This window comes from Ruegeria sp. H9 (assembly GCF_056532915.1).
The window spans coordinates 19,346-44,835 of the sequence record NZ_JBQFNX010000008.1 but is presented as its reverse complement, the minus strand read 5'-3'; the positions used below and the strand labels follow the sequence as shown (position 1 = coordinate 44,835).

Below are 25,490 nucleotides of genomic sequence, written 5' to 3'. Positions count from 1 at the left end.
GAAACACCTCCTCCTGTTGGACCCGGCATCCCGCTTTGCGCGAAGCCGGGCCCAAGGCGGCTAGCAATATTGGCGCAGCCAATGTTGCGCAGGCGCGGGAGCCTTTGCCCCGAGACTTCAGGCACCTTTGTTGAGATCATCAAAGCAGCGGTTCTCGGCCACCAGTTGTTCAAGCAGGGGTGCAGGTTGCCAGAAATAGGCATCTTCTTCAGCCCACTTGCGGATATCGTTCAATACGCCCGGCAAACCTTGCAAATCTGCCCATTTCAGCGGCCCACCCCAGTAGCGCGGAAAACCGTAGCCATAGAGCAGCGTAACGTCCACATCCAGCGGTCTACGCGCGATGCCGTCGCCTACCACCTTCGCCGCCTCATTCACCATCGCGACCATATAGCGACGGATGATCTCCTCATCCGTAAACGCGCGTGGAGTTATGTTCTGAGCCGCACGCTCGGCTTCGATCAATGATGTCAGCTCGGGGTTCGGCTCTCCACCCCGCTTGCCATTTTCATATATGTAATAGCCCTTGCCGGTTTTTTGGCCGAAATGTCCGGCCTCGCACAGCTTGTCGGCATAGAAACTGTCGCGAACGCGTGGATCCTGGCCTGCGGCCCGTTTCCGCTTGCGCGCCGCCCAGCCAATGTCCAATCCGGCCAAATCTGACACTGCATAGGGGCCCATCGCAAATCCAAACCCGGTCAGCGCAGCATCGATCTGGAATGGGCTCGCCCCATCCAGCACCATGTGATCAGCACAGTTCCGATATGTGCCCAAAATCCGATTACCTATGAACCCGTCGCACACACCTGCCCGAACGGCCACCTTGCCCAACCTCTTGCCCAACGCGAAACCCGTTGCCACAACTTCGGGCGCGGTGTGATCCGCCACCACGATCTCAAGCAGTTTCATCACATGTGCTGGGGAGAAGAAATGCAGACCGATGACATCCCGTGACCTTTCGGTCGATCCGGCAATTTCGTTGATATCAAGGTATGAGGTATTGGTCGCCAATACCGCACCGCTTTTGCAGACCGCATCCAGTTGCGCAAAAACCTTTTTCTTCACTGCCATGTCCTCGAACACGGCTTCGATCACCAGATCAACGCCACTCAGCGCGTCATAGTCGGTGGCCAGGGTCAGCCGGTTCTGCAGAATATCATCATGTTTGTCCTGGCTCAGCTTTCCGCGCCTCACGGCGCCAGCCAGATTTGCCGCGATACGATCTTTAGCGGACCGCGCTGCCTCGTGTGACATCTCAAGCAGCACGACAGGAAGTCCCGCCAGCAGAACTGAGGTGGCAATCCCTGCGCCCATCGTACCGCCGCCGATGACGCCAACCTGTTGCAGGTCCCGCGGCTCGACCCCATTCAACTCAGGCAATTTTGCAACCGCACGCTCCGCAAAGAATGCGTGGATCAACCCTTTGCGCTGATCCGAGGCCATCAGGTCCATGAATAATTCCCGTTCGCGTGCCAAACCGGATGCAAAATCCTCGGCCTCGCAACTGGCTTGTATTGCCCGCACTGCAATCGCAGGCGACAGTTGGCCCCGGCCCTTCTTCAGCACCGCGTTATAGGCCGCATCAAAATCGATTGGGGCGGGCCGGGCCATATCGCAAACAGGACGCCGTGCTGCATCAGTTGAAAGCAGCTCTCTGACATAGGCCAGGCCGATCTCGCGCGGATCACCATCCTGAACTTTGTCCAGCACACCCATCTCAAGCGCTTCTGGAGCTCGGACGTGCCGCCCCGTCGTGATCATGTCCAATGCAGCCTCGGCTCCGGCAACACGCGGCAAGCGCTGGGTGCCGCCAGCGCCAGGAATGATACCAAGATTAACCTCGGGCAACCCCACCTTCGCAGACGGCACGGCAACGCGATAATGACAGGATAAGGCAACCTCAAGCCCACCACCAAGCGCGGTTCCATGCAACGCAGAAACCACCAGCAAGGGCGACGCCTCAATCCGATCACAGAGTGCGGGCAGCCACGGGTCCTGTGGCGGCTTGCCAAACTCGCGAATGTCTGCGCCTGCAAAATAAGTCCGACCCTCACCATAGATCAAAACCGCGCGCGCGCCCTCTGTTTCGGCACGTTCGATCGCCGACAACAAACCCCGGCGCACATCCACGCCCAGCGCGTTAACGGGTGGGTTCTCAGCCGACAAAACGGCGATATCGCCCACTTTCTCATACCCGATGACTTGGGTCATATGATCGTGCCTCCTCAGACGAAATGCGATGCCAGTAGTAAATCGGGGAATCCCCGAACACGGCGCGATCAAAGACTGGCCCGGTCTGCGTTCGTATTCAACTATATTTTCGACCGATCGTTCGGTTTATTTGATTTTCTCGGATTTAGTACCATAATCACGCGGTTCATGCCCGGAACTAACCTTTTACGTTGCGGTAGAAATTGCTTCGCGGCCTCAGACCAACGAAGCGCAAAGAACTGCAGTGCTTGGTCTGAATTCGCACGGAACCCGAGGGCGCGATCCAAATGGAAACGCAGCTAACAGGGCCTTAGCACTTGTTTGGGAAGTTCTGGTAGCGGAGGAGGGACTTGAACCCCCGACACGCGGATTATGATTCCGTTTACCCTCTAACTTAGCTGGAAGTCTCTCGCGGTCTATGGCCATCCATTATTATCCAGTCCTACCCGATTGTACTGTGTAAAATCTTACCTTTTCATATTGTCCCCCGGGTAATTATTGTCTACAACTATCCATAACGGTCCGCCACAATCCAGTTGATTTTGTCCCCCATGAGTCCCCCAGACCGATGAAGAAGAAATTGACTAACAGATACCTTGAAAGCCTTACCCCGCCCGAGACGGGGCGTCTTGAAGTGTCTGACACAGAGCGCAAGGGGTTGAGATTCCGGCTTTCCTCTACTGGTAAGGCAGTATGGATGTATGAAAAACGGGTGAAAGGCGGGCCAAAGCGCAAACATACGCTTGGCCAGTGGCCCAGGCCCATTGGTCTATCAGAAGCCCGTAAGATGGCGTTGGAGATTGAAGCCGAAGCCGCGCAGGGAATTGACCGCATCGCGAACGCAGAGGAAAAGAGGCGCGAAAAGAAGCGTACACAGGCATCAACGCTGAACGTGTCGCAGGTGCTGGATATCTATGACACCATCCATCTATCCAACCTCAGAACGCGCAACGAAAGGCTGCGCCAGTTGCGCCAATCCCTAACTGAGCATCTGGAAAGCCCAATCACTGACTTGACGCGAAGCGATATTCAAAAAGCCGTGGACGCAAAAGCATCGGCTGGCCGAAAGGCGTACGCTAATCGTATTCGGGCTGCGTTGTCTGCGTTCTCAAATTGGGCATGGGTGCGCGGCTACATTTCCGAGAATATTGCCAGCGGCGTTGCGAAGGCCACGACCGAGCATGCGCGAGAACGGGTTTTATCGATTAGTGAGATACGGGCAATCTGGACGGCTACATTTCAGATGGGTCCTGTCTGGGGTCCGGTGTTTCGGCTCTTGTTGCTTACCTGTCAGCGTAGGGGTGAAATCCTGGGCCTTAGATGGGAGGAAATCACATTCGACACAGCGCGAATGACTAAGCCGGGATCTCAGACAAAGAACAAGAAACCGCACATAACCCATCTATCCAGCCCGGCCTTAACGGAATTGAAGGCGCTTCACCCCGAAGGCACCGATACCGGCTTTGTGTTTACCACAACCGGCGACACGCCTGTTTCAGGGATCGGCAAAGCAAAAGCGCGACTGGACAAACTTTTGCCGGATGAATTCGAGCATTGGCGGATACATGATATCCGAACCGGATTTGCGACAAAGATGGCCGATGTGGGGGAAAATGAGGCTGTTGTGGATCGCATATTAAATCACTCGGCAACAGCATCGGCCCCAACGCTCGTTGGGCGTGTTTACAATCAGGCCCAACTACTGGATCAGCGGGCTGTTGCGCTGGACAAGTGGGCCGAACTGGTGACGCAGGAGAATAGCCAATGATCTTATCCAAAGAGCTAAAGGCTTCTCTTCCTGGTTTGATCCGCGTCATTGAGAAGCATCTGCCGCAATCCATCGAAGAAATGTCAATCGGCGACCCAAAGTCAAAGGTAAGTCGGTTTTATGCAGATACGCTACTGCGTGCCATACGTTCGCCAGAGGAACATTTTGGATTTGTTGGAAAGAACCAAATGGACTCTCTTGCACGAGTAGCGCGGGCAGCGGTTGACCTTGAGAGGTCTTTGTCAATGTTGCCAGAACGAGAAGTCGAAAGACTGCGCGACCTTGTATCGATCCAAGAACATGTTGAACATCCGGTCGTGCAAGAGGCGTACTTCCTGGCCGGTGTAGTTGCGACAGCCGTAAAAAAACGACAAGGCGAGTTGAAATCCATCCCAGAGGCCAAAAAAAATCGCGATTGGAAAATGGCGGCATTAGCCGGAGTTTGCCGGGAGATTTGGGCGCGCGAAGAGTGGCGCATTCAGCCCGAGCGCTATGGCCCGGCTCCAATCCAAAACGCCTTAAATCTCTCATATGGTTCAGAAGGCAATATTTCGACATTAGGCCGATACAGGCACCACTTACAAAACTTCGCTCCAAAAAGCGAAAAGTTGGATGCACCTGGACCGATGGGGCGTTTTATTGAAGACATATTGAGAATTGTTGGTGGCTATGAAGAGGGCGCAGTTCCGTCAGCTCAAAGCGCACTGCGCTCTTGGAAACACGCAGTAGACAATTCTCCGTCTCAACGAAAATAACTGCTTATTGGTAACCACTTAAGGGCAAATGATTTCCTTCCTGACGGGCGAAGTAGGCGTAATCGCATCGTAAATTTCCTCATGTATCCACTGATGCACGAGGGCAAGATGAACTATCAGATTTCCGACATCTCGAGGAAAGAACAGGATTTGAGCATTGGGATTGGTCAGCCGCCAGCCCTGTACGTATGCGACAAACGGTTTTTTAAGATTTCAGAAGCTGTGCACTACAGCGGCCATAGCCGCAGTACGCTATATTGCGCACACAAACGAGGCGAGTTGGTATTCACAAAGTTTGGTAGCGCTACACGCATTGAGAAGGTTGATCTGGACGCCTACCTCGATGCCGTTGGAACTAAAGATGAAGTTGCTGCCTAAAAGAAACCCCCACCCGAGGCACGGGCGGAGGCGAATTCTTTTAGGTGGTACTGAGAGAATAGCCGAATGTCCGATGCCTTTCAACAAAAGAAAGGTAATATCGAATGATTATCGGGAATAACCAAACAACTAGTATCGAACACCCACCGTCAAACGCATTGCGCGTGTATCGCTGGGCAGACCTTCCCAACTTGACAGCCCCGGCGCTCTACAGGATCTCTGATCCGGGTCAGGAACCGCGCGAAATCTATGCATCGAAGCACAAGCGCCAAGTCCTTGAAGGCCTGATGCGGTCGCCGCTCTACGCGGCCAGCTACTGCCGCCTCTCGGATCAAGTGCTGCCCCTGCGGCGCGATGACGACGTGAACATCGAATGCAAGATGTACCGAGGCGATGCAGATACCGGACGCCAGAAGTACGGCATCTACTTCCTCGTTAGCAAGGTCGAGCTGATTCAGGCGAACGAGGTGGCGGCATGAGAACCGTTGACCTCCAGATCCGCACCATTCGCCGTAAACACGGCCTTTCCGAAGCCGCAGCACGTGTCGTTGCCGCCCTTTACTACGGGGGGCGTCGGTCATGATGGTAGTCGTTCAATGTAACGAGCGCGAGGAAATCCGTATCTCTCGCCAGCCAGTGGATGCGAAGCCTCATCCGGGGTGTGACGTTGTTGATTTCCGAGTCTGGTCCAAGACGAAGAACGGATTTCGCCCGACCAATCGTGGCGTCACATTCGATGCAGGTCTGTTGCACAACGTTCTACGGTCCCCGGTGGACATCACCAACCGAGCGCAGGCTGACTGATGGGCAGCGGTTATAAAGCAAACAAGCGTGGCGGCCCTCGCCACGTTCAATTAATGGAGTGGTTCCAGGCGTCACAAGCCTGGGCCACCCTCAAGCCAGGCCCACGTGCGCTGTATGTCGAGCTTAAACGCCGCTTCAACGGCGGCAATAACGGCAACATTTTCCTGAGCCACCGGGACGCTTCTGAGGTTCTGAACGTCAGCCGGAAAACGGTCGCCGGTTACTTCGAAACCCTGATCGAGCGGGGCTTCATTGTAGTCACCCGTGGGCACTGCCTTGGGCCATCTGGTATCGGCCAATCTGCCACCTACCGCCTGACCGAGGAGAAGACATCTGAGGGTTCAGCCACGAAAGAGTTCATGCGCTGGAATCCGGCTCCGAAAAAGAAAAAGCCCCGGGTAAAAACTACCCATTCCTTGGGGGAAAAATTACCCACGGATGGGATAAAAACTACCCATTTGCAAAATCAAAGGCGTAAAAATTACCCCGCTTTTGGCTCCAATCAGGCTTCTGCCGTGGGTAAAAACTCCCCCATATATACATCTAGCCATATACCCCTGAACGAAGTGGACGCTTTTGAGCGTGTCCTATTGGGGCTGGGGCTTTGCGGGCAAGCGACCCGAAGCAACGCGATTGCGGCACCAGAATTGCACCGTGTCGTGAACATCAACCAATCGAATGAGGAACGAGCATGACGGAAGAGTCCGAACGAAAAAACGTGGCCAATACGTACACGGACGAGAACGGCAAGTTTGCCCAAGGCAACCCCGGCAAACCCCGAGGAACCCGGCACAGGGTCACGCGGGCAGTCGAGGAACTACTCGAGGGCCAATCTGAGCAAATCACCCAAAAGGCCGTTGAAATGGCGCTTGAGGGCGACAGCACGGCCCTTCGTCTTTGCCTGGAACGGATAGCGCCCACCAGAAAGGACGCACCAATCAACTTCGAGCTTCCGCCTATCAGCACTGCTAGCGAGGCCTCAAAAGCCTCGCAGGCGGTGCTGAAGGCGGTTTCCGATGGTGAGATTACTCCGCTGGAAGGAGCAACCGTGATGGGGCTCGTTGAGCAGTACAGACGGATTCTCGAGACGACTGATTTGGAGAAACGTATTGCGGCGTTGGAGGCAAAGAAATGAGCATCAAAAACCGTGTCAACAAACTGGAAGCGAGGTCGCCAAACGTGCTCGAACTTCCCATCGTGTTTTATCGGATATGCGGCATCAAGAAGGGTACAGAGCATACCACCCGCACCATTGAAAGAGAGCCTGGCCCGGCGACAATTCCAGGCCTCGGTATTGGTCGGATATATCCGCACGATGGTGAAAGCCAAAGCGAATTCGAGCTGCGTGTTTTTGCCATCAAAGCAGGTGGAAAGCTAATCGAAGACATGACCAAGGAAGAGCGGGAAGCAGCATTCGCTGCGGCGGACATCGAAATGGAAGGAAGCAGTCGTGACGATAAGTAAACACATCAGCAAACTGGAGCAGGACTCATGAGCGTAAAAAGCAGAATTTCCAAACTGGAAGCCAAAAAAGGCACGAAGAAAAAAACGGCTATGATTTACTTGCCGCGAAACATGAAGGATGAGGATGATGTACGCGAATGGGTCGAGCGTCTTACTTCCCACATCACCGAACCTTTCGAGGAGATGGTCATTAACGAGCTAAACACCAAAGAACCAAGACTTGCGTGGTTCGGGGATCTGGATGAATTGCTTGCGTACATCGCGGCCAACAGCAAACGGATTGGTGTGGATAGGTGACCCTGGGACTACGACGCGTCTTGAAGGCTAAAAACGGGAACGGATATCCGAAGATCCCGGCACACTAACTTCGTGTCGGGTTTTTTCTATTCCGGGCATCCATAAGTTCGTCTGTGAACCTGCTTGTCATTGCAACAAGAGTTTCTTCCGTGCCGCGAATGTCGTGCAGCGTCTTGGTCGACTCCTGAATTCTGTGTTGCAGATTGAACCTTGCACCAATCATCGACCCTAAAGCTTGCAGTTGTTCTTCCGTGAATTTCTTGACTTCTTTTCCATGCTTCTCGTACCTGTCTAATTCTCGATGGTATGAATCTCGCAAATCTGATCCAGCCATCCCCGCAAGTGAAAAAACTGCGTCTACTGTTGGCCAAAGTTCACAAACCAATTGCTGGCACCTTCTGGCCCGCGCAGATGCCTCTGCCGCCAACGCCACCGCCTCCAATCGCCATTCTTTGCGCCGAACGCCTGCTGTTTGAACTATCGCGCTGAACGACACTATCAGCGCGAGACACGCAATGAGTATCGAAGCGTCATCGACACTAATCCCGGCGTTCTCCAATGTGGTTCTGAATAGGGACTGTTCATCAGCCATTATCAATCCTTCAAAAGGCCAAACTCAGGTACAATCACACTAGAGCTTAGATTACACTAGGGTGTGAATTGCTGACAGCGCGTCATAGCGGAGCGCTAAATTGCTGGTTGGCCGATTCTCAGCACAAGACTACCGACACGGGGCGGCTAGAACCATTACCCAGGTACTATCCGCCGCCTCGTACAGCGCAAACTCCTGGGCCTTGGATGACAGCATATTGGCACGATGCCCCCGTGACTGCGCCCAAGCCGACATCACAGCGTCCAGACCATTTTGACCTTTGGCAATGTTTTCCGCCACAAAACACCATTCGTAGCCTTCCTTGCGCACCCGCTTACCCACGTCAGAGCCGTTAGAGCCGGTATGCGAAAAGAACCCCTTCTTCACCATGTCTTCAGCATGAGACTTGGCGGCTTTCTCCAACTTCCGACTATAGACTAACCCTTGAAGACCTTGGCTTTTTCGAAACGTGTTCAGTTCGTCAGTCGCTGTGGGGTTTGCAGCGAGTCGCGCGGGCAAAAGAAACGCCAGTATTAACAACAAACGCGTCAGCATTTTTCCACCAGGTTTTTCCTATAATGGTTCACACGGATCCATAGATAGCATGTTGATTTCCCACCGGTCTTGATGAAACAACAATATCGCACCAAGGATTCTATTTGCATAGATAATAGCTTTGCTGGTTGGAGGTACGACGCGCCAAACTCGTACCCCCTCATCGAAATCGCTAATCCCATCACGACGCGCCGCACCTGCTTGGTATCGGTGCAGCGTGTTTGAATTGTGTCTGAGATAAGAAAATAAGGGGTCTACGGGAATCCCCCAATTTCGGACAAGGCGCTAACGGGGTAGATTGGGTTCAACGGAACAACACTACCACTCCGGATACCCCCTCAAGAGAGAGGGGCTGGCTAAGACCCCCTCATCCAGCCCCTCACCACCTTCACTCTCAATCATTTGTGAGACGGTGGGTTCTTCCCCTTCTCCCGAACCGGGAGGCCCGCACAGTATAGCACAAAAAACCCGTCATATTCAGCCCGCCATAAATGGGGGGTGTTCGGAAGACAAACTGTCGGCAAACTTTGAGTTCTGCGCCATCACACCGGTTTAGTCGGATGTCGGCTATTAGCCCACTACTAACGTCTCGGTGAATTTGCGAGCACGGTAGATACGGTGCGCGTCTTTCTACTTCTTGTAATCACGATTGCGCCCAACACTAAGGCACATGCCAAAGCTTGAAGCAAAGAGATGGCTTCTCCAAAGGCAAGAAATCCCACGGCAAACATCGTAGGTAACTCGATGCTCCCGACTACTGCAGTTTGGGAAGCTCCGATGACAGGTGAGCAAATCGTGTAAATTAGCTGGGGCACGAACGCGGTGACTAGTCCAATACCAGCTATGAGAAGCCAATCAGATTGCTCACGCGGGAGAAGCTCTCCGACGTCAGCACCGAGAATGAGCGGAGCGAGGCCAAGAACAGACCCTAGAGAAACTGACGCTATGCGCGCTAATGGCGCAATCCGTGACAACCTGTGCACCAAGACGCAAATTCCGAAGCCAAACCCGAATGGAGCGGCAAGTGATATAAGCAGCGTTGGTACATGCTCTGTAGGGACTGACGCGGGCGAACCAGCAATGACAGCCGCGACCACAATCAGAGCAGCGGCCAACATGGCGCGTCGCGTGGGTGCATCGCCAAACACAGCCCAGGCAATGACTAGGGTGAACACCGGATAGGTCATGTATAGCACACCCACTGTCGATGCGGGCAACTTCTCCAGCGCCGTCACATATCCGATCCAACCAAGTCCCATTATGGCTCCGGCTGACAGGCCCCAAGTTATCTCTCGCCATGCTTTTCGGTGCAGGATGAGAACAGGAAGCAGAAGGAATGCCGCAACAACATAGCGATAAAATGCGACAGCATAAGGCGCGACGCCCTGTTCAGTCAGGTTACGGCTAAAATAGGGAACCAGTCCGAAACAGATTGAAGCAAAAAAGGACACCAATAACCGCAAGTGCGTTAGGGATCGACGGTCGAATTCGCGCAGATGTCGTTGCCATAATCTGGAGCTATCACGCATTTGATAATTCGTCTTTAGATATTCGACGAGCCACAGCTTTGTCCTGCTTTGCAGCCTTAGCTCCGCTCCCGTCTTGCTGACTTCGAATGTCTGCTACGAGCCCCTAACGCCCCTTTTCCCGCCGACGACCTTCATCTGCCAAAGTGTTGACGACTAACAATAGCGCTACAAATGCGGCGCAGGCCAATAAACCAAGAACCTTGCTCCAAGTGAAGAGAAAGACTGAGACAAGCATCGTGAGCATTGCAGCCGTGAAGACAATCAATGAACTGATTACAAGTCTTAAGGTGGTCTTTGTGGCAAATTCCCAAATCCGTGAATTTTCGATGCTGAGACGAACTTGAAGATATCGGTGCAACAAAAGCTTCATCATATGACTGTGATATCCCTGCGACATTTATTCAAGGCAAAGCGGCTCGTTTGGTTTATTCGTCGGTTGTCCGTTTAGTCCGCACAATTGCCGCCAGTCTCGTCGCCAACCATCAAAAAGTTCACCAAACGTTCCCCCTGTTTTGCTAAGCTCACCGAATGTGCGGACGACTCGGCAGACCCGAAATGACGTGGGCGGAGCTTTATGCTCTGCAGAACTGGATCGTGAACGGCGTTCCTATCCCAACTGACCGCGATCCAAACGCCAAAGACCTGTCAATGAGCTGGAACGTCAAGCCAACTCAGATGTTGGATTTGGCGTTCATCCATGAAGAGCGACTGATTAGCTCCACGGCCCGCTGGTGGCTTGTACCGCACTGGTTCAAGGAAGACGTGAAACAGTGGAAGCCAACCACTTTCAACGCGAAGATTGAAACAGCGCATAAGCTAGGTTCATTCCGGGTCGCCTGGAAGAGCAGCAGGTGCATTATCCCGGCCAGTTTCTACTATGAATGGACAGGCCCTAAGGGGGCCAAACAGCCTTGGGTTATCAAGACAGATACCAATGACCCCTGCATGTATTTCGCAGGCCTCTACTCGCGCCTCTCGTCTGGTCTGAACACCTGCACAATTCTCACTCGCCCTGCGTTGCATCAAATCGAACACATACATGCACGGTCACCGGTAATTCTAACGAACGAGAACCTTGTGCCGTGGATGTCAGGCGAGATTGACCACGACGAAGCGCAGAACTTGGGCACGGAATGGGATGGGCGTATGCGTTATCACAAGGTCGCACCGATTGGCCGCGATGATGACGGGCCGGAGTTAATCGACGTTATCGAGGCGTAATGGTCACGCGCAGCAGATCACCGAAGAAAGCAGCGGATGAGAAGTACTTCCCAATCAGAGTGCGGGTTCAAGTTCCCGAAGAAGGGTTCGGCTACAAGCTTAGTGAGATACATTGCTGGCTAAATACTCATGCCGGACGGGGACGCTGGGGTTGGAATGCTGACAACGTGCTTTCTCGCGGCGCTCGGGATGCGGTGTCATTCTATATGCTGGACGAGCAATTGATTGCGCCGCTCATTGAGGCATTCGAACTGGAGCTTGCACAAGGTGAAGCGGACCTGTGCGGCAGCGGCTCATTCAAACTCATGGCTAAAACAAACTCGGAATGGTGTTCGTAGCTTCGCTGTTCTCTACTGTTTTGTCGGCGTCTTAGCGTATTTTCCCATCGCATAAGTTAGCAAAGAAAGGATCATTGATATCCCGATCCTCGCCACCACTGAACCGGCGGTGAAAGTATCACCAGCGCCTGAAAATAGAACTGCGCCGATTATCAAAGCCCCGGCCAATCCACCATAGACCAAGGCCTGCCGCCAACTCTTGGCGAAGCATCCAGCCACAACGGCGACTAAGAGGCCACCCATTCAACTACTCCTCATGATTTTCAACAATAACTGGCCCTCTTGATCCGTGACTTGGCCTCTATGGTTTCAAGGTGTTTGTAGCGGCCACCACTGTATTTTGGGCAATCCAATGCATGACCCGCGGCGATAACTGTTGCACTCAGGTTTTCACCGTCGACAAAGCATGTGCCGATATGGCGGTCTCCGTTCATCTCGCCGGTCAGGTCGCATCGCACGGTTTGACCCCGGAGGTAGTCTATCATCCACTGCTTGCTGACCTGTCCCTCTTGGGTTTCCAGTTCGGGAGCATCGACACCTTCAAAGCGAACAGGCGTCCCTTTCTTTCCAAATAGAACAATCGTATCCGCATCTCGGACATAGATATCGGAAGACACAATGCCGTCTGAAGCGCAGCCGGTTAGCAAGGCAATCAGGCAGATAAAGCGTATCAAGACGGTTTTCCTTGCTTTGCAGTATTAGACCGACGTTCTGCTCGCTGATCCAACTTCTTGTTTACCCACCAGGTAAGCACTTTCCCAATCGAGCTTCCGATGAAAACACAAAGCGCCAAAACTAAGATGAGTTCAATCATTGGCATTCTTTCAATGGCAATCGGCGATATACAGCTACGCCGCTAATCGCGCATGAGCAAGCCATTAGCACTAAAGGAATATTCTTCCTTCTTCCCAATGATAACATGGTCATGAATGACAATGCCCATTGTGTCACAGGCAACCTTAATTCGTTCGGTCATGACAATATCGGAGTTACTGGGCGTCGGGTCGCCAGATGGATGGTTGTGGACGAGGATGAGCGAACTGGCGTTCAGTTCCAAGGCACGTTTCACAACCTCACGCGGATAGACCGGAACGTGGTCAACTGTACCCTTGGCCTGTTCTTCATCAGCAATCAGAACATTCTTGCGATCCATGTAGAGAACCCGGAATTGTTCAACCTCGCGATGCGCCATTGCGGTTCGGCAGTAGGTCACCAAGTCTTCCCACGACGACACAACATCCCGCTTCATTATCTGTGCCTGCGCCATTCTGTGCCCGAAGGCTTCGACAACGCGCAGGTGATAGAAAACCCATTCGTTAGCCCCATCCACCTTCAGAATACGATGCTTTGATGCCGCAATAACCCCGTTTAGGTCGCCGAACTCTGCAAGCAGGCGTTTTGACAAAGGTTTGACGTCGATCCTCGGGATTGCGTTGAACAACAGCAGTTCCAGTAGCTCATATTCGGGCATTGGATCGTGACCGCCTTTGAGAAAGCGTTGCCGCAGTCGCTCTCGGTGCCCCCAATAGTGAGGCCGGTTAGCGCCGTCGTCGTCCTTAATCAGGCCACCACCAGCAGCATTCTTTCGTGAAAGTCGGTCTCGATACACGTATGACGGCGGGTGTGCAGGTTCAGTTATGGCGTCGGGTGGTGGGCTGCGTGCGTACAGCTCATCCAATCCCTTCAATTCTTCCTCAGAAAAGCCACCTCGCCCATCATGCTTAACTAGCTTGCCAAACCTCTTCCTATCGCGGCTTATGACCTCTTTGAGATTGTCCAGTATCGCAGTTTTCTTCATGGCTACCACTCCATGCACCAGTCCCTAGACCATGCTCAAAGGTTGGTTAACGAGTGGTAAAAACGTCAGATGTGGCCTGAAATGGAACCTATGTTTCAAGCACGCTGATTAAAGATAAACTCATCTACTAGCATGAACGGCTTCAGTTCGAACCGCCCGCTATCTGTCGCCCTTTTTGATTGCGATTTCCGGCGCTCAATCTCGTTCAACAGAAAAAAAACGCCAGCAGGCTTACCAACGAGGTCACGTGGAACCTCGATTGTTTTGAGCGTTGACCGTGTCTGAACGCGCTCCGTCAAAACTGCCTCCAGTACTTCGATCCTGCATTGGTTTTTGCGCAGCATCGCGTGTGAATGCTACGCAATTCCCAAAGAAAAAAGCAATGCCAAGCAGTTAGTCACCAAAACCATGCGTTAATTTTGTCGCTGTTGGGGAATTCATCCTAAGAATACCCTAAGGTTTTGACGCGGGTACGATTGCTACGACTTCGACAGGAAGCATAGCAAAACCACGCTCATTGCGTTTCAGCAGAACAACGAAACCGTGTTGCTCCATGAACTCGTTGAAGCGGACTTCTTGGCCTTTTGAAAGCCCCTCGGTCGTACCGAATTTCGTACAACGGTGACATATCGCAATGCCCCATTGGTTCCGTCCGTACCAAGGAGCGTCATCTTGTATCGGGCAATCGCATAGGTGGCATCTGGTATAGTCGGCCATTGGTTTTCTCCTCAGAATTGGACCGCTCACCAATAAATCCGATTGGCTTCCCGCCAAATGCACCGCGTCTTTTATATTCCGCAATGACGGAACGCCAGCACCGAGAATGAGCGATAATATCGCAGGGATACGGTGGTGCTATATTACCTCATACCCCCTATATGTTCCCTTATAATTCTTGTTTTGATCCATGAATTGTAGTACTTTTTCTTGACATTAATGGACGGGAAAAGGCGATGCTAAGCCCAGAACTCAGCGGGATACTTGCCGCAAGCATACAGAGGGCAAACGAGGAACGAGAGGTCTATCGTTGGCTGCACAGCGACCGCTCAAAACCACTGACGCCCGAACTGAAAGCTCGTCTGGTGAAAATGGCGGCTGAGCAATTCGGTGATGAACTTGCGGCAAAAGCCATGGACGAAATAGCAACCCAACATATGCCACAGGTAATGCAATGAGCAGGTTAGACCACTCGATTATTTTAGCGGGCCGACAGCCTAATATCGTCAATGCATTTGCGCAGGGACAGCAAGCCCGAGCCAGAGCAGATGAATACGACAGACGTAACGCACTGAGCCGCGTATTTCAGACGCAGGGAAAGAACATCCTTGCGGGTGATCCCAAAGCGCTTGGGGCCGTAGCCCAATACGATCCGGGTTTGGCCGTGAACATTCAGGGCCAGCATCAAGTTCAGACGCAGCGCGCGCAAAAGATGGACTATGACAGGCGTGAAATGGAGATGATCCTTCACGAGCGCATGGCGAAAATGGAGGCTGCTGATGTTGAGCGTGAACTTGCAGGTCTTCGTCAGGGCGTCGCTCAAGCCACCTTCCTTTACGAGCAGGGTGACTTGAATGGTGTAAACCAGATCCTGCAACGTGCAGAACATCCGCCCCTTCAGTCCCTGCAAGAGTTCCCAGCGGTTGTTGCCAAGTTCGGTGATGCTGAGGCGATTGTTGCTGACTTCCTGAAACCACCAGAGCAGAACTTTGACAACTTCAAGGTTGTTGGAAATCAGCTATATGACCTGTCCACTGAAGGCAGTCCAACAGTTGTCGGCAGCAGCCAGCAAACACCGGGATTCAGCGTAACAACCACTGACGGAACGGTTGTATCTTATGGCGGCGGTCAACAGGGGCCGGGGTTTGGCACAAAGGCCACCAACGAGATTGAGGGCCGCATTCTGGACTCGGGCGCAATGCTGGGGCGGCTGAATGATACTAAGGCTCTCTTCAAACCCGAGTATCTGGAGCTGGCCACGCGCATTGGTGCAAAGTGGGGTCAGTTGATGGACAAAATGGGCAGCGCCACGCCAGAGCAGCAAGAACTTGTCGCCAACTTCGCCCAGTTCAAAACCGAGGCTTTCAACAACCTCAATACCAGCCTGAAAGAGCTTTCGGGTGCTGCGGTCACGCCACAAGAAGCCGAGCGGCTGCTCGAGCAGCTTCCCAGTGTGGGAACTGGTATTTTCGACGGGGATAGCCCGGCAGAATTCCAGGCCAAGCTAGAGCAATCCATTCTGCAGCAACAGCGGGCCGTAGCGCGATACAATCTCTGGCTGGCAACTGGCCGTCAGGGCAAGCCGTGGGAGATGGGTTCACTGGATGACGTGGACAAGATGATAAACGCCCGAGGCGCGCAGATTGAGAAACAACTCAAGGCCAACGGCATTTCTGACCCAGAGGTCTTGCAGCGTCAGGTTTCAATGCAGCTTCGCAAAGAGGTGGGTTTCTAATGGCTGGATATGATTACGCATCTGAGATTTTCGGAACCAAGAAAGCCGCTGCTACGCCGCCCTTGAAGGATTACGCCAGCGAGATATTTGGCATCAGTCCGAAGCCTGAATCCGAAGGCGTTCAGCGAAATGCAGACGGCACCTACGGCACACCGCCTGAAGACATGATTTACAACCCAGATACGGGGCAAATGACCTCTCGTGACCTGCTGACGGAACACCACCGACAGACTGGCTCTCAGGGCGAGGCAGCGCTGCGTATGGCCCCGCATGGTGCAACTCTGGGCCTATCAGACGAAGCCGTTGCACTTGGCTCAATGGTTCGCGGTAAGGACGCTGCAAACTTCGCGCTAGAGAACGAGCGCGCCAAGATTGAGGCCAACCGCAGTGAGTACCCCGTTACGTCTATCGCTTCAGAGGTTGCGGGCGGGCTGGCTGTGCCTGCAACCATTCTCAGCAATTCGGGCAAAGCAGCTACGTTTGGACAGGCCGTCAAGCAGGGTACGAAGGCAGGGGCCGGAACCGGCGCAATATACGGACTTGGGGAAGGTGAAGGCGAAGGGAGACTGCGTAGTGCTGGCTTCGGCCTTATCGGCGGTGCTGTCGGTGGCGCTGCATCCGTGCCGGTTGCAAAGGTTGTTGGATGGGCAGCGAAAAAGATTGGCAAGCCTGTCGCCCGATTGCTCCGGGATCCCCGCTATTATACTGAGGAAGGTGGCATATCCCCGGCTGGCAGCGATGCTCTGAAACAACTTGGCTATGACGTTGATGAACTGAGTGATGCATTCGCCCGTGAATTCTCCAAAGGCATCGATGACGGCGTTGATCCCCAACTTGCAGCCCGTGCCGCAGAGATGGAGGAGTTCGGGATCCCAGCATTCAAGCACAATGTCACTGGCGATGTGAACGATTTTGCGGACTTCGAACGCGCCCGCCGTGGTGTTGGCCCTGATGCTGTCGTCTCCAAAGCTCAACGATTGAGTGACGGGCAAGAGCTATCAGCCCGCAGAGCCGTTGACGGCGTGGCTAAAGAACTGAGCGACGGAATACCCGCCGACCAGTTGGACGCCTCGCAGGCTGTAGCCGCCCGCCTGCAAACCATGAGCGCAACCGAGAAGGCCGCTGCACAGGCCATGTACAAGGCCGCAGACGATGCCGGGGTGTCTGTGCCCGGAAACGTGGCTAAGGGCGTCGTACAGCGCGTACAGAGCCGTCTAGCGGCGGAAGAAATCGACCTCACCAGTGATATCTACTCAAACGCCCGTGCCTACATGTCACGGCTGCAGAAACGCGGTGAGGGAGATGGCGGTGTATCGCTGCGACTGATTGAGACATTCCGTAAGGATTTGAACCAATCCCTGTCCAGAGCCAAGCCCGAGGACAAACGCGCTCTGTCCATCATCAAGAACGAATACGACTCCTGGGTTGATGATGTAGTTACGGCCAAACTCTTTGACGGCGACGAGGCTGGGTTCGGGGATCTGAAGGAAGCCCGCAGGCTGTTTGCACAGTATTCAGCAAAGTATCGAGGCAAGGATGCTGGCTCGCGGTTCCTGCAGGACATGATTGACGCAGATGCCAGCCCGGATCAGGTCATGCGCTGGATGTTCGGTGCGTCTAAACTGGGAAGCGGCAAGATGAACGCCCCGCTGGCGGCAAAGCTTAAGCACACACTGGGAAAGAGTTCGGATGAGTGGAATCTTGTCCGACAGGCGGCATTCCGTCAGTTAACCCAGAAATCCGGTACAGAAACTCCTGGTGCAACCGGGCCGATCCCATGGGGTCCGCAAAAGGTGTCGGAGAACATCCGCGCCTTCTTCAATAGCCCTCAGACAAAGCCCCTGGCTAACGTGTTGTTCACTCCGAAAGAACGCGGCCAGATGATCCGGTTATCAACTGCCTTGAACCGCATGGTCCCGCCTAAGGGTGCTGTGAATCACTCAGGCACGGGGTACGAGAACGCCCGAGTGGCAAAGAAGATGTGGGAAGGCGCGCTAATTCTTATTGGTTACAAGGCCGGTGGTCCTGCTGGTGCTGTTGCTGGCCGTGCCGCAGCCAAGGGTACTGAAAAAGGCGCAGGTTGGCTTCAGGCAGGCAAGATTGGTCAGAAAGTCAGAGGGCAGAAACCAATCGGACCTGTTGCAACTGGTGCGATACCGGGGGCTTCGGCTGGTATGTTCGTAGAAGACATTACTATGGGATTACTATTCCCAGGCCACCAAGAATGAGCGTCCCTCCAATCAGCACAGTAGCAGCGCCGATGAGAACGGCCATGTTTCCCTCCTCTCGCTGCCAATGTGCAACGGCACTCTTGGCAAAGAACACCACGCAGTAGGCAATCAATATGCCTGCTGCCACTTCCAGAGCTAACGGGGGATCGGCTGGGTTCATGGCAACAATCTAATCACCCCGGCACACAACGTCCAGACAGGAGGCACAGCAGTGGCAGGTTTGAGTTTTGCGAGGCCCTAAAGACAGGAGTTTCGGGACCAATACCCGCCCGCCCGCGCGCCATGGAGTTAAATACGATTACCCAGCAATATCAAAGGCAGTTCCCGGATAAGGTACACACATGACTGACCGCGATAACTCAACAATCTGGATTGAGGAACTAAACCCACTTCACGTGCGGCTCAGCTTCACCCACTTCCCGTGGCAGAATGCGCACAGGATAGAACGGCGCGCCCAAAAGCTGGCGCAGAACTATTCAAAGGGCTGGCACTGCGCATACTGTGGCAACCTCATGCCGGAATGGAAACGGGTGGACGCCAGGTATTGCAAAGAAGGCTGTCGCAAGATGGCCGCACGGAAGCGAAGGTCTAAACCGATTTAGTTCAATACCATGCCGCGAATAATTGCAGCGACACTATCAGTACTAATGCCGTTGCCAGAGCTTTCATAAATAGCTTCTCGAAGGGTGATGGCTCGCGTCCTGGTAGCTCTCCAATGCTTTCTATCTCTTCCTTCGCATCGTCCGATATTTCATGTCCATACAACGTGAAGGCGGCATGATATATTTTTTGTGCCGCTATAGTTAATCCGAATATAGCCAAAGAGCTTGCAAGCGTAAGAAAGATGCCGTTTCCAGAAGCCGCAACTAGCAAAAAAAATGACAATAATGAAATCACTATGAATTGCGTGATCGAAAACACAACTGCAGTTGTCATATCGGTTGAAACTAAGAAGAGGCCGAAATGGTAGATTGCGAATGCAATCAATACTAGCCACCACACGGATACCGGTGTCAGAAAAAGGTACGAAAACGCCGTATAAAACGCCCATACCAAAAGCACTAGCTCCAGCAAGGCCAAGAGCGATTGATGCCTTGGATTGCCAACAAAGCTCAATCGGAGCAAGGCGCTAGCGCAGATGGACGCAAGGGCCAAATCGAAAGTTAAGAATGCGATGTAGCCATTCAATGTCATTGGTCGCAGTTCCCGACACAGGCCGCTCTCCGGCGCTAAGAGCGCTATCCCTGCAACGCTGGCTCTGGCGTGTTTAGTTGTTCATATCGCTCAACGGCTGCCAGATACTCCAAGAGTTGCTTGCCTTCCTCGGTATCTGGTTCAGATCCCCACAGGTACTCAATTTCGCGTAGGGCGGCACGGTATTCAGTCGGGGTGCGTACAGTGGTCATGGAAACACCTCAAAGCTTAAATCAATGTCCAGTGGCATACCTGAAATTGCGCGATTCTGATAGGTAGTCACCGTCGCAGAATTGCACCCGCTGTTACAAAAGCTTCACTAGATACCAAAGAGAACTATCCAAACCCCGTAGAATGCGGGTCCAACTACTGCGCCAAGGAATACAAGCCCGACAATCACATATCTCGACCAAGATGGTTGTTTATCAGAGTCAATGATTACATTCATCAACGCCCAACAGACACCTGCAAGCAGCGAAGTTGAGGCAGCAATAACGCAATACAGTTCAAGGATCGTTAGTTCAGATATGGTCATTTATTAAGAATGCATCCCTACAGAAACAACTTGACCAAACTGAGTTAAACCCAACAAAAACACTCCGTTCATTCTAGGTTAACTTGCATTCGAACCGTCGTGCTCCTGGCTGGTTCTACCATAGGGCTAATTGTGCGTGTTGGATAACAAAGGCTTTGCAACAAAGTCATACGAGGGCGAAGATTGTTAACTGAATGTTAACGGTTTGTTTTTCACACATTAAACTGGGTTGTTGCAACTTGGCGCAGTCGCTGGTTCGAGGACACGGCGGCACACCTCAGACGTGTGAAAATGAGAGACAGTGTAACAAACCAAGTACTGAACGGCTCGGTTGCTGTGGCAGTGAAACTCATTGGTTTCAATGTGACCGTTAATCTCATCTGATGGTCATAGTACTGCTGTCGTGGCGAAACAGTCTCTTAACCTTCACTCTCACTGAAACAGCCGTGGTACATAACGCCCGGTTAAGCTCGGTGGGGCTGGCGCTACCCCCCGGCCAGCCCCACCAACCGACCAAATTTACACGAACATGGAATCTCCTGTGGCGAAACCCGAAAACAGCACACCAAGTAAATTCTTCAGGTTATCTGATTGTTAACCGCGTATTAACAGCGCGTTCTCTGTCCATTCAACAATGCTCTGCATACTAAAGGTGAACCTCCTTTGGCACATCACTGTCAAAACTATTCATTTATTGAGGCTTGAGAATCCAATGTTGAACCTAGTCCTAACACTCTCCACAGCATCAATGGGGATTATGTTAGGGTTTCTGGCAAGCTTTGTTTTTGTGTAATTACGTGTCGCACAACTCAAAATCCAAACACTCCACGACAGACACTGCGCTTGCGAATGCATTTAAACTGCGCAGAACATGGTCAGATTATGATGCCGCGATGTGGGCAGCATGCGCACTTTTTGCGCTACACAATGACAAGTCAGAGACGCTGAGAGCGTACGCGCACATTTGGGCCAGCAAGGTGAAATCAAATAGTTCAGAAAGAAATTGCGCCGGTCAGACTTGAAATGGGCGGCCAGCGCCGCCCACAAAGAAGTTCGATTCCGGTTGTGTTACCGTCCTTCGAACCTATCAAGCGCCGAAGGATAGTTTCTGTCGTTCCTCGAGCCGCCGTTTGTGCTCTTTGACGAACTGGTGCCGCCTGAGAAACTTCCGGCATTTGTCGTATCGGCACCGTTGCCCCAGCCGTTATCGCCTTTCTTGGTTTCAGACGGCGGCTCTGGGTCATCAGTTTCTTCGACAGCTAATACAGGTGCGGAAAAAGCTAACGACGCCGCTAAGAAACTGATGATAGTAAGTTTGGAATTTTTCATAATGTTTCCCCCAAAATGGTCATTCTAAGGTGGTCGAAATTGGGACCACCGAACCTATTCTACCCGAACGAGATTGAACCAATTGAGAATGCGCCGTTCACCTAGGATTAACATTCTTCGACATTCAATATTGAATGACATCTGTGGCGCGTGTTTTCATCTCTTTACCATGGAAAGAGGATCTCGTGTTTTGAGCTTCTCGGCCCAGATGTCAGCATGCTCCCGCAAAAGCACCGAGCGTGTATCGTAAAGCGCCATGAGTTGACTACCCGCCCACATTGCCATGCTCTTTTCCTGGTCGTTGGCAGCCAGCTCGTACGCGTGGACAACGACTGATTGGGCGGTTGCGGGGATAAACTTCATCTGGAACTTGCCTTGCTACTCATTCACTGCACTCAACCAACTTAATCGTTCAATCACAGTGAATTTTGTCACTCAGGAGACGTTGTTGGGGCAGAAACCTAAATTCCGCTTACGCCATTTAGCAGGTTTAGCGGTTATAGTAGAAGTCAGGTCCAAATCTGAGTTTTTAGTTGGCCTTTCCCTACGGCACGTTCCAAAGCAACCTCGGTTCGGTAACAGAGCTTTATCTTTTCTCCATAAGGTTGCATTCTTCTAATTGAGCTATTGATTGGGTTGTATATCGAGGGATAGCGCTTTGGCTTTCATTACGATTCTTGAAATTGACAATGATCCGTTAAGCTTCACAGACGTCACCGTGCTTAACTCTTATCAGGTAGAGATTATTGATAATGATGATGCGCTTGAAGATCCTGATGCAGATGGAAGCCAGCAGCTCGACGTTTCGGGGGTACCTAGTTTCTTAGGTGACTCTACAAACTTTCAAACGTTTGAAACCTATAGCGGTGACATAGGTGGGCAGCCTGTAACATTCACATTGGTTCAGTTTTCCAACCCCCAGTACATCATTGTTACATCTGGCGATGTGGATGTCGGTGACACGATAGAAAACACAAACAACAGCATCGTTACTGCACCTCCTTCAGATTACGACACTTTGCCATCCTTCGTATGCTTTACACTTGGGTCGATGGTTTTGACACCTCTGGGCTCAAAACCCATTGAGACTTTGCAACCCGGCGACCTAGTGACAGTTTTCGATGGAACAGCAAAGCCTGTTCGCTGGATCGGAAGACGACGCCTCACCGTTGGCGACTTACAGCAAAGTCCGCATCTCTGTCCGGTTCGTTTTCGTGCAGGTAGTTTCTCACGCAAATGCCCGACACGGGATCTGACGGTTTCGCCACAACATCGGATTGCTGTTACCTCGCCAGACATGCAGCTGTGTTTCGGCGAAAGCTTGATGCTAGCGCCTGCCAAGGGCTTGCTGGATGGTGAAATGGTTTTCCAACTCCCACCCGACCAAGAAGTTCATTATATCCACGTTCTCTTTGACCAACATGAGCTAATTTGTGTTGAAGGCGTGTGGTCCGAGTCCTTTTTCCCCGGCGATACTTCTCTAGACGCGATGGATCGCGCAACGCTGCGCGAGGTTTTCGAACTATTTCCTGAGCTGCGTCAGAGAAGAGAACGATTTGCCGAAACCGTCCTGCCCACACTGAAACCATATGAGGCAGTCTTACTGCGCGAAGGTCTCTATTCGCCCGATGAGATGTCATGCACTGTCAGACCCGAGCACAGGGGCCAGCAGCTTCATCTATGAATACCAGCAAAAAGATGTTTCTGAACAGCGTGTGCTAGTTAGAATCCTGGTTGTTTAGTACTTCCTTTGAAATTGGTTTATCCAACCAAGCCGGGAAGTCGTCAAAGAACTCCAAGCGTTCTTTTCATCAGTCACCCTTATTGACCAAAACCACCCCTACCCCATTAGCCGTGTCACCTTCATCCAGGAACTGAATGCCTTGGTTCTCCAACGCCTTGCGGATGGCTTCAATCGTCTCTTCTCTACCGCCAAGTTCCCCGGTTGAAGCCTCTAGCCGTTTGATTGTCGGAATCGATACTCCTGATTTGTTTGCTAGTTCGATTTGCGACCATTGCAACAAGGCTCGCGCTGCTTTTACTTGCTCTATTGATACTTTTAGTATTGACACCTATATGCCCCTTATGGTGATACTTTTAGTATTAACACTGAATTGGAGGAAACAGCAATGACTGAACAACGCGTTCGCGCGAACGGGGAAAGTGTGTCCGGGCCAATCTTCGACGTTCCTTCGTCGCCTGACACCTATGACAAGGCGCTGAAGATACTGGCCCTGGCCCGTACCGGCGTCGCGGCCTCCGACAGCGCAATGAACATTGACCTCACAGTCAGGGGATATGGAGAACTTCTCGAAGTGATTGGGCAACTGGCCTCTGACATCCTCGACATGCAGCCCGGCTTTGAGCCGCCAAAACCAGGAGAAATACAATGAACGCTGAGATCAAATCGACTGAATTAGACGCAAACCCCGATATCTTTGTTGCAGACTTTTCGGACTTGATTACTTGCCAGCAGCGCGTAACCGCCTTCTGCCGATGGTTCGACCTGCCGGACCCTGGTCTGAGTTTTGATGAGGATGGCGATATTCTTGTGGATGATGTCTTTCTGCAGTGGTGCAAAGAAGAAGGCATTTCTATCGACTGGCTGGCGTGCGGCGATCCGAAAGGTATGGCTGCGGAGTTCCGCAAGTCTTTAAAGAATGAGCATAAGTTCGCAGAGAATCTGAAACTGCTTGATGACCAAGAAATTCGAGCAATCGAGATTAGTATGAGGGCCTACATCAAGGGTCTGGCTCCGATGGAACAGACAATCAGGGCTGCAGAAAAGGCGCTGAAGGAGGTCAAAGAGGAAGCCGCGTGACCGGCATCTCCATCGGGCGCGGTATTCTCTGCGCCCGTTTTCTTTGTGAGAATTGATATGAGCTTTTACACCGTCAACCGGCACTGGTCCGACCAGTTCCTGCCTGAGATAAAGAGCATAATCGGCAGCCATATCCTACAGGCCGCGCCAGATCCGCTGGACCACTTTCAGGCCACTGACCTGTTGATGCTGGACGCCAAGGACATGCGGATAGCGGCCAGGGTGCGGCGATACGGTTACGCTGCCAGATACCCGCATCAATTTACCATCAGAGCCAAATTGCCCACAGGCGCTGAAACCGAGCTATCCAAGATAGTAAACGGCCATGGAGACTGGATGTTCTACGGCCACGCGGGGCCAGACGGGCAGACTATCCTGAATTGGTGGTTGATAGACCTCAGGGCCTTCAGAGCGGCGCTGATCCGGCACCGAACAGCAGGTTCATTCCTGCATATGGGTGACAAGCGCAACGCGGACGGGACGTGTTTCAAATGGTTTGATATTCGCTCGTTCCCGAAGGAGCCGCCTTTGGTGGTGGCGCAGAGTTGAGTAGTGGGTTGATTGATATCGTGGGGGGTTGCTTACTTTAAAAGGTTATTGCACGACAAACGACACCGTGACTCTCGTCCGCCTATTATTCTTCTCCTGTACAGAGAGACGCATCGTGTGACGCCCAACCGGCAGTTCAGCAGAACGTGCGAGCAAGCGTGAACCTTCGACTGAGGCGTGCTTCATTATTCGTTTGGTAACATTGATCCAAGCTGGTCCCATTTGATAGTCGATCCGAATTGAAGACATATCAACCGCCGCATCACCCCTCGGGCTAATGTCTACATCGATGTTGACTGGCGACCGCACAATATCCTTTTTGGGCGAATCGAAATTTACGAAGGGGCCATCGGATTGAGTAACGGTCAATCCTCGGTCTAGAGACTCAGTAATTTTAGGTTGGTTGTCGAGTTCTGCCATTTCGGCTGGCGTAAGCAGGAAGAACGCATCATGCTCGCTGTTCCGCGGAAGAAAATTCCATACGGAGAAGGTCACTACGAACAGTACTGCTCCAATCAACAACCATCTCGCGTGCGCCACTCTCACAAACAAAACCCTAAGCAAACCAGACTGTCGTTGAGATTATCACACAACGAGACAATCTCCCAATTCGCGGAACCTAGTATGAAATCGAGCCGATAATTTCTTAAAGGAAGAAATAGAGCACTG

At 52.4% G+C, this 25,490-nt stretch carries 33 protein-coding genes; 18 read left to right on the top strand and 15 right to left on the bottom strand.

Annotated elements, in window-relative coordinates; all coding sequences use genetic code 11:
- Positions 1-117: 117 nt before the first annotated feature.
- Entirely contained in the window at positions 118-2,211 is a 2,094-nt protein-coding gene (locus tag ACR0CZ_RS20210) for a 3-hydroxyacyl-CoA dehydrogenase NAD-binding domain-containing protein (protein WP_170397688.1), read from the bottom strand.
- 568 nt (positions 2,212-2,779) lie between these two features.
- Here ACR0CZ_RS20210 and ACR0CZ_RS20205 point away from each other — a divergent pair.
- From ACR0CZ_RS20205 to ACR0CZ_RS20165, 9 genes are all read left to right on the top strand, one after another.
- Complete coding sequence (locus ACR0CZ_RS20205; RefSeq protein WP_480537302.1) at positions 2,780-3,979, top strand: tyrosine-type recombinase/integrase; 1,200 nt, start codon at positions 2,780-2,782, stop codon at positions 3,977-3,979.
- Entirely contained in the window at positions 3,976-4,734 is a 759-nt protein-coding gene (locus ACR0CZ_RS20200) for a hypothetical protein (protein WP_480537301.1), read from the top strand. The genes ACR0CZ_RS20205 and ACR0CZ_RS20200 overlap by 4 nt, the downstream gene beginning before the upstream one ends.
- Before the next feature lie 108 nt (positions 4,735-4,842).
- On the top strand, positions 4,843-5,112 hold the full coding sequence (locus ACR0CZ_RS20195; protein ID WP_480537300.1) for a helix-turn-helix domain-containing protein: 270 nt from the start codon (positions 4,843-4,845) through the stop codon (positions 5,110-5,112).
- Positions 5,113-5,216: 104 nt separating this feature from the next.
- Positions 5,217-5,591 (top strand): hypothetical protein, encoded by a 375-nt coding sequence (locus tag ACR0CZ_RS20190; RefSeq protein WP_480537299.1) that lies wholly within the window; start codon positions 5,217-5,219, stop codon positions 5,589-5,591.
- A gap of 100 nt (positions 5,592-5,691) precedes the next feature.
- Positions 5,692-5,916: a hypothetical protein gene (locus ACR0CZ_RS20185; protein ID WP_480537298.1), complete on the top strand. Its 225-nt coding sequence runs from the start codon at positions 5,692-5,694 to the stop codon at positions 5,914-5,916.
- Positions 5,916-6,611, top strand: coding sequence for a hypothetical protein (locus ACR0CZ_RS20180; RefSeq protein ID WP_480537297.1), 696 nt, complete (start codon positions 5,916-5,918; stop codon positions 6,609-6,611). Before ACR0CZ_RS20185 ends, ACR0CZ_RS20180 begins: the two co-directional genes overlap by 1 nt.
- The gene (locus ACR0CZ_RS20175; protein WP_480537296.1) at positions 6,608-7,051 is read left to right on the top strand and encodes a DUF5681 domain-containing protein; all 444 of its coding nucleotides are present in this window, start codon (positions 6,608-6,610) and stop codon (positions 7,049-7,051) included. The genes ACR0CZ_RS20180 and ACR0CZ_RS20175 overlap by 4 nt, the downstream gene beginning before the upstream one ends.
- Positions 7,048-7,380, top strand: a complete 333-nt coding sequence (locus ACR0CZ_RS20170) for a hypothetical protein (RefSeq protein WP_480537295.1) — start codon at positions 7,048-7,050, stop codon at positions 7,378-7,380. Before ACR0CZ_RS20175 ends, ACR0CZ_RS20170 begins: the two co-directional genes overlap by 4 nt.
- A gap of 27 nt (positions 7,381-7,407) precedes the next feature.
- The gene (locus ACR0CZ_RS20165; RefSeq protein ID WP_480537294.1) at positions 7,408-7,677 is read left to right on the top strand and encodes a hypothetical protein; all 270 of its coding nucleotides are present in this window, start codon (positions 7,408-7,410) and stop codon (positions 7,675-7,677) included.
- Between the two features lie 64 nt (positions 7,678-7,741).
- Here the strand turns inward: ACR0CZ_RS20165 and ACR0CZ_RS20160 are convergent, their stop codons facing one another.
- The 4 genes from ACR0CZ_RS20160 to ACR0CZ_RS20145 form a co-directional block, all read right to left on the bottom strand.
- Positions 7,742-8,269 carry a hypothetical protein gene (locus ACR0CZ_RS20160; RefSeq protein WP_480537293.1) on the bottom strand — a complete coding sequence of 176 codons (528 nt, stop codon included), beginning with the start codon at positions 8,267-8,269 and terminating at the stop codon, positions 7,742-7,744.
- A gap of 129 nt (positions 8,270-8,398) precedes the next feature.
- Complete coding sequence (locus ACR0CZ_RS20155; protein ID WP_480537292.1) at positions 8,399-8,824, bottom strand: CAP domain-containing protein; 426 nt, start codon at positions 8,822-8,824, stop codon at positions 8,399-8,401.
- A gap of 581 nt (positions 8,825-9,405) precedes the next feature.
- Positions 9,406-10,353 carry a DMT family transporter gene (locus tag ACR0CZ_RS20150; RefSeq protein WP_480537291.1) on the bottom strand — a complete coding sequence of 316 codons (948 nt, stop codon included), beginning with the start codon at positions 10,351-10,353 and terminating at the stop codon, positions 9,406-9,408.
- A 103-nt stretch (positions 10,354-10,456) separates the two neighbouring features.
- On the bottom strand, positions 10,457-10,723 hold the full coding sequence (locus ACR0CZ_RS20145; RefSeq protein ID WP_480537290.1) for a hypothetical protein: 267 nt from the start codon (positions 10,721-10,723) through the stop codon (positions 10,457-10,459).
- 158 nt (positions 10,724-10,881) lie between these two features.
- Between ACR0CZ_RS20145 and ACR0CZ_RS20140 the strand changes: the two genes are divergently transcribed.
- Both ACR0CZ_RS20140 and ACR0CZ_RS20135 read left to right on the top strand, forming a co-directional pair.
- On the top strand, positions 10,882-11,574 hold the full coding sequence (locus ACR0CZ_RS20140) for an SOS response-associated peptidase (RefSeq protein ID WP_480537289.1): 693 nt from the start codon (positions 10,882-10,884) through the stop codon (positions 11,572-11,574).
- A complete protein-coding gene (locus ACR0CZ_RS20135; RefSeq protein WP_170398054.1) occupies positions 11,574-11,912 on the top strand; it encodes a hypothetical protein in 339 nt (112 codons plus the stop codon). Before ACR0CZ_RS20140 ends, ACR0CZ_RS20135 begins: the two co-directional genes overlap by 1 nt.
- Before the next feature lie 12 nt (positions 11,913-11,924).
- Here the strand turns inward: ACR0CZ_RS20135 and ACR0CZ_RS20130 are convergent, their stop codons facing one another.
- From ACR0CZ_RS20130 to ACR0CZ_RS20115, 4 genes are all read right to left on the bottom strand, one after another.
- Entirely contained in the window at positions 11,925-12,155 is a 231-nt protein-coding gene (locus tag ACR0CZ_RS20130) for a hypothetical protein (protein ID WP_170398051.1), read from the bottom strand.
- 20 nt (positions 12,156-12,175) lie between these two features.
- The gene (locus ACR0CZ_RS20125; RefSeq protein WP_223117741.1) at positions 12,176-12,586 is read right to left on the bottom strand and encodes a thermonuclease family protein; all 411 of its coding nucleotides are present in this window, start codon (positions 12,584-12,586) and stop codon (positions 12,176-12,178) included.
- Positions 12,587-12,768: 182 nt separating this feature from the next.
- Entirely contained in the window at positions 12,769-13,710 is a 942-nt protein-coding gene (gene radC / locus ACR0CZ_RS20120; protein ID WP_480537288.1) for a RadC family protein, read from the bottom strand.
- Between the two features lie 453 nt (positions 13,711-14,163).
- A complete protein-coding gene (locus ACR0CZ_RS20115; protein ID WP_480537287.1) occupies positions 14,164-14,427 on the bottom strand; it encodes a hypothetical protein in 264 nt (87 codons plus the stop codon).
- A 236-nt stretch (positions 14,428-14,663) separates the two neighbouring features.
- Between ACR0CZ_RS20115 and ACR0CZ_RS20110 the strand changes: the two genes are divergently transcribed.
- Genes ACR0CZ_RS20110 through ACR0CZ_RS20100 form a run of 3 tightly spaced genes read left to right on the top strand, consistent with a single transcriptional unit; the run spans position 14,664 to position 18,390 of the window.
- Complete coding sequence (locus ACR0CZ_RS20110) at positions 14,664-14,885, top strand: hypothetical protein (RefSeq protein ID WP_480537286.1); 222 nt, start codon at positions 14,664-14,666, stop codon at positions 14,883-14,885.
- Positions 14,882-16,162, top strand: coding sequence for a hypothetical protein (locus tag ACR0CZ_RS20105; RefSeq protein ID WP_480537285.1), 1,281 nt, complete (start codon positions 14,882-14,884; stop codon positions 16,160-16,162). The genes ACR0CZ_RS20110 and ACR0CZ_RS20105 overlap by 4 nt, the downstream gene beginning before the upstream one ends.
- Complete coding sequence (locus ACR0CZ_RS20100) at positions 16,162-18,390, top strand: hypothetical protein (RefSeq protein WP_480537284.1); 2,229 nt, start codon at positions 16,162-16,164, stop codon at positions 18,388-18,390. The genes ACR0CZ_RS20105 and ACR0CZ_RS20100 overlap by 1 nt, the downstream gene beginning before the upstream one ends.
- A gap of 606 nt (positions 18,391-18,996) precedes the next feature.
- Here the strand turns inward: ACR0CZ_RS20100 and ACR0CZ_RS20095 are convergent.
- The 4 genes from ACR0CZ_RS20095 to ACR0CZ_RS20080 all read right to left on the bottom strand — a co-directional run bounded on the left by ACR0CZ_RS20095 (position 18,997) and on the right by ACR0CZ_RS20080 (position 21,814).
- On the bottom strand, positions 18,997-19,587 hold the full coding sequence (locus tag ACR0CZ_RS20095; protein WP_480537283.1) for a hypothetical protein: 591 nt from the start codon (positions 19,585-19,587) through the stop codon (positions 18,997-18,999).
- Between the two features lie 44 nt (positions 19,588-19,631).
- On the bottom strand, positions 19,632-19,799 hold the full coding sequence (locus tag ACR0CZ_RS20090) for a hypothetical protein (protein ID WP_480537282.1): 168 nt from the start codon (positions 19,797-19,799) through the stop codon (positions 19,632-19,634).
- Positions 19,800-21,190: 1,391 nt separating this feature from the next.
- Complete coding sequence (locus ACR0CZ_RS20085) at positions 21,191-21,451, bottom strand: hypothetical protein (protein WP_170596594.1); 261 nt, start codon at positions 21,449-21,451, stop codon at positions 21,191-21,193.
- A 156-nt stretch (positions 21,452-21,607) separates the two neighbouring features.
- Positions 21,608-21,814, bottom strand: a complete 207-nt coding sequence (locus ACR0CZ_RS20080; RefSeq protein ID WP_480537280.1) for a hypothetical protein — start codon at positions 21,812-21,814, stop codon at positions 21,608-21,610.
- A 295-nt stretch (positions 21,815-22,109) separates the two neighbouring features.
- Here ACR0CZ_RS20080 and ACR0CZ_RS20075 point away from each other — a divergent pair, with 295 nt between their 5' ends.
- Positions 22,110-23,135, top strand: a complete 1,026-nt coding sequence (locus tag ACR0CZ_RS20075; protein ID WP_480537279.1) for a Hint domain-containing protein — start codon at positions 22,110-22,112, stop codon at positions 23,133-23,135.
- 127 nt (positions 23,136-23,262) lie between these two features.
- Here the strand turns inward: ACR0CZ_RS20075 and ACR0CZ_RS20070 are convergent, their stop codons facing one another.
- Complete coding sequence (locus tag ACR0CZ_RS20070; protein ID WP_480502218.1) at positions 23,263-23,523, bottom strand: helix-turn-helix domain-containing protein; 261 nt, start codon at positions 23,521-23,523, stop codon at positions 23,263-23,265.
- A gap of 57 nt (positions 23,524-23,580) precedes the next feature.
- Here ACR0CZ_RS20070 and ACR0CZ_RS20065 point away from each other — a divergent pair, with 57 nt between their 5' ends.
- From ACR0CZ_RS20065 to ACR0CZ_RS20055, 3 genes are read left to right on the top strand one after another with little or no spacing between them, the layout of a single operon-like run.
- Entirely contained in the window at positions 23,581-23,844 is a 264-nt protein-coding gene (locus ACR0CZ_RS20065) for a hypothetical protein (protein WP_480537278.1), read from the top strand.
- Complete coding sequence (locus ACR0CZ_RS20060) at positions 23,841-24,272, top strand: hypothetical protein (protein WP_480537277.1); 432 nt, start codon at positions 23,841-23,843, stop codon at positions 24,270-24,272. Before ACR0CZ_RS20065 ends, ACR0CZ_RS20060 begins: the two co-directional genes overlap by 4 nt.
- 57 nt (positions 24,273-24,329) lie before the next feature.
- Positions 24,330-24,821, top strand: coding sequence for a hypothetical protein (locus ACR0CZ_RS20055; RefSeq protein WP_480537276.1), 492 nt, complete (start codon positions 24,330-24,332; stop codon positions 24,819-24,821).
- A gap of 45 nt (positions 24,822-24,866) precedes the next feature.
- Here the strand turns inward: ACR0CZ_RS20055 and ACR0CZ_RS20050 are convergent, their stop codons facing one another.
- Positions 24,867-25,340 carry a hypothetical protein gene (locus tag ACR0CZ_RS20050; RefSeq protein WP_480537275.1) on the bottom strand — a complete coding sequence of 158 codons (474 nt, stop codon included), beginning with the start codon at positions 25,338-25,340 and terminating at the stop codon, positions 24,867-24,869.
- Positions 25,341-25,490: the final 150 nt, after the last annotated feature.

What these genes read in the sequence shown, in the direction of transcription:
- ACR0CZ_RS20195 (WP_480537300.1), top strand. Translation starts at nt 4,843, where the DNA reads ATGAACTATCAGATTTCCGACATCTCGAGGAAAGAACAGGATTTGAGC.
- ACR0CZ_RS20190 (WP_480537299.1), top strand. Translation starts at nt 5,217, where the DNA reads ATGATTATCGGGAATAACCAAACAACTAGTATCGAACACCCACCGTCA.
- ACR0CZ_RS20110 (WP_480537286.1), top strand. Translation starts at nt 14,664, where the DNA reads ATGCTAAGCCCAGAACTCAGCGGGATACTTGCCGCAAGCATACAGAGG.
- ACR0CZ_RS20130 (WP_170398051.1), bottom strand. Translation starts at nt 12,155, where the DNA reads ATGGGTGGCCTCTTAGTCGCCGTTGTGGCTGGATGCTTCGCCAAGAGT.
- ACR0CZ_RS20100 (WP_480537284.1), top strand. Translation starts at nt 16,162, where the DNA reads ATGGCTGGATATGATTACGCATCTGAGATTTTCGGAACCAAGAAAGCC.
- ACR0CZ_RS20205 (WP_480537302.1), top strand. Translation starts at nt 2,780, where the DNA reads ATGAAGAAGAAATTGACTAACAGATACCTTGAAAGCCTTACCCCGCCC.
- ACR0CZ_RS20140 (WP_480537289.1), top strand. Translation starts at nt 10,882, where the DNA reads ATGTGCGGACGACTCGGCAGACCCGAAATGACGTGGGCGGAGCTTTAT.
- radC (WP_480537288.1), bottom strand. Translation starts at nt 13,710, where the DNA reads ATGAAGAAAACTGCGATACTGGACAATCTCAAAGAGGTCATAAGCCGC.
- ACR0CZ_RS20115 (WP_480537287.1), bottom strand. Translation starts at nt 14,427, where the DNA reads ATGGCCGACTATACCAGATGCCACCTATGCGATTGCCCGATACAAGAT.
- ACR0CZ_RS20060 (WP_480537277.1), top strand. Translation starts at nt 23,841, where the DNA reads ATGAACGCTGAGATCAAATCGACTGAATTAGACGCAAACCCCGATATC.
- ACR0CZ_RS20055 (WP_480537276.1), top strand. Translation starts at nt 24,330, where the DNA reads ATGAGCTTTTACACCGTCAACCGGCACTGGTCCGACCAGTTCCTGCCT.
- ACR0CZ_RS20145 (WP_480537290.1), bottom strand. Translation starts at nt 10,723, where the DNA reads ATGAAGCTTTTGTTGCACCGATATCTTCAAGTTCGTCTCAGCATCGAA.
- ACR0CZ_RS20105 (WP_480537285.1), top strand. Translation starts at nt 14,882, where the DNA reads ATGAGCAGGTTAGACCACTCGATTATTTTAGCGGGCCGACAGCCTAAT.
- ACR0CZ_RS20090 (WP_480537282.1), bottom strand. Translation starts at nt 19,799, where the DNA reads ATGACCACTGTACGCACCCCGACTGAATACCGTGCCGCCCTACGCGAA.
- ACR0CZ_RS20175 (WP_480537296.1), top strand. Translation starts at nt 6,608, where the DNA reads ATGACGGAAGAGTCCGAACGAAAAAACGTGGCCAATACGTACACGGAC.
- ACR0CZ_RS20185 (WP_480537298.1), top strand. Translation starts at nt 5,692, where the DNA reads ATGATGGTAGTCGTTCAATGTAACGAGCGCGAGGAAATCCGTATCTCT.
- ACR0CZ_RS20095 (WP_480537283.1), bottom strand. Translation starts at nt 19,587, where the DNA reads ATGACATTGAATGGCTACATCGCATTCTTAACTTTCGATTTGGCCCTT.
- ACR0CZ_RS20065 (WP_480537278.1), top strand. Translation starts at nt 23,581, where the DNA reads ATGACTGAACAACGCGTTCGCGCGAACGGGGAAAGTGTGTCCGGGCCA.
- ACR0CZ_RS20160 (WP_480537293.1), bottom strand. Translation starts at nt 8,269, where the DNA reads ATGGCTGATGAACAGTCCCTATTCAGAACCACATTGGAGAACGCCGGG.
- ACR0CZ_RS20170 (WP_480537295.1), top strand. Translation starts at nt 7,048, where the DNA reads ATGAGCATCAAAAACCGTGTCAACAAACTGGAAGCGAGGTCGCCAAAC.
- ACR0CZ_RS20150 (WP_480537291.1), bottom strand. Translation starts at nt 10,353, where the DNA reads ATGCGTGATAGCTCCAGATTATGGCAACGACATCTGCGCGAATTCGAC.
- ACR0CZ_RS20155 (WP_480537292.1), bottom strand. Translation starts at nt 8,824, where the DNA reads ATGCTGACGCGTTTGTTGTTAATACTGGCGTTTCTTTTGCCCGCGCGA.
- ACR0CZ_RS20210 (WP_170397688.1), bottom strand. Translation starts at nt 2,211, where the DNA reads ATGACCCAAGTCATCGGGTATGAGAAAGTGGGCGATATCGCCGTTTTG.
- ACR0CZ_RS20085 (WP_170596594.1), bottom strand. Translation starts at nt 21,451, where the DNA reads ATGAAAAATTCCAAACTTACTATCATCAGTTTCTTAGCGGCGTCGTTA.
- ACR0CZ_RS20135 (WP_170398054.1), top strand. Translation starts at nt 11,574, where the DNA reads ATGGTCACGCGCAGCAGATCACCGAAGAAAGCAGCGGATGAGAAGTAC.
- ACR0CZ_RS20180 (WP_480537297.1), top strand. Translation starts at nt 5,916, where the DNA reads ATGGGCAGCGGTTATAAAGCAAACAAGCGTGGCGGCCCTCGCCACGTT.
- ACR0CZ_RS20080 (WP_480537280.1), bottom strand. Translation starts at nt 21,814, where the DNA reads ATGAAGTTTATCCCCGCAACCGCCCAATCAGTCGTTGTCCACGCGTAC.
- ACR0CZ_RS20200 (WP_480537301.1), top strand. Translation starts at nt 3,976, where the DNA reads ATGATCTTATCCAAAGAGCTAAAGGCTTCTCTTCCTGGTTTGATCCGC.
- ACR0CZ_RS20165 (WP_480537294.1), top strand. Translation starts at nt 7,408, where the DNA reads ATGAGCGTAAAAAGCAGAATTTCCAAACTGGAAGCCAAAAAAGGCACG.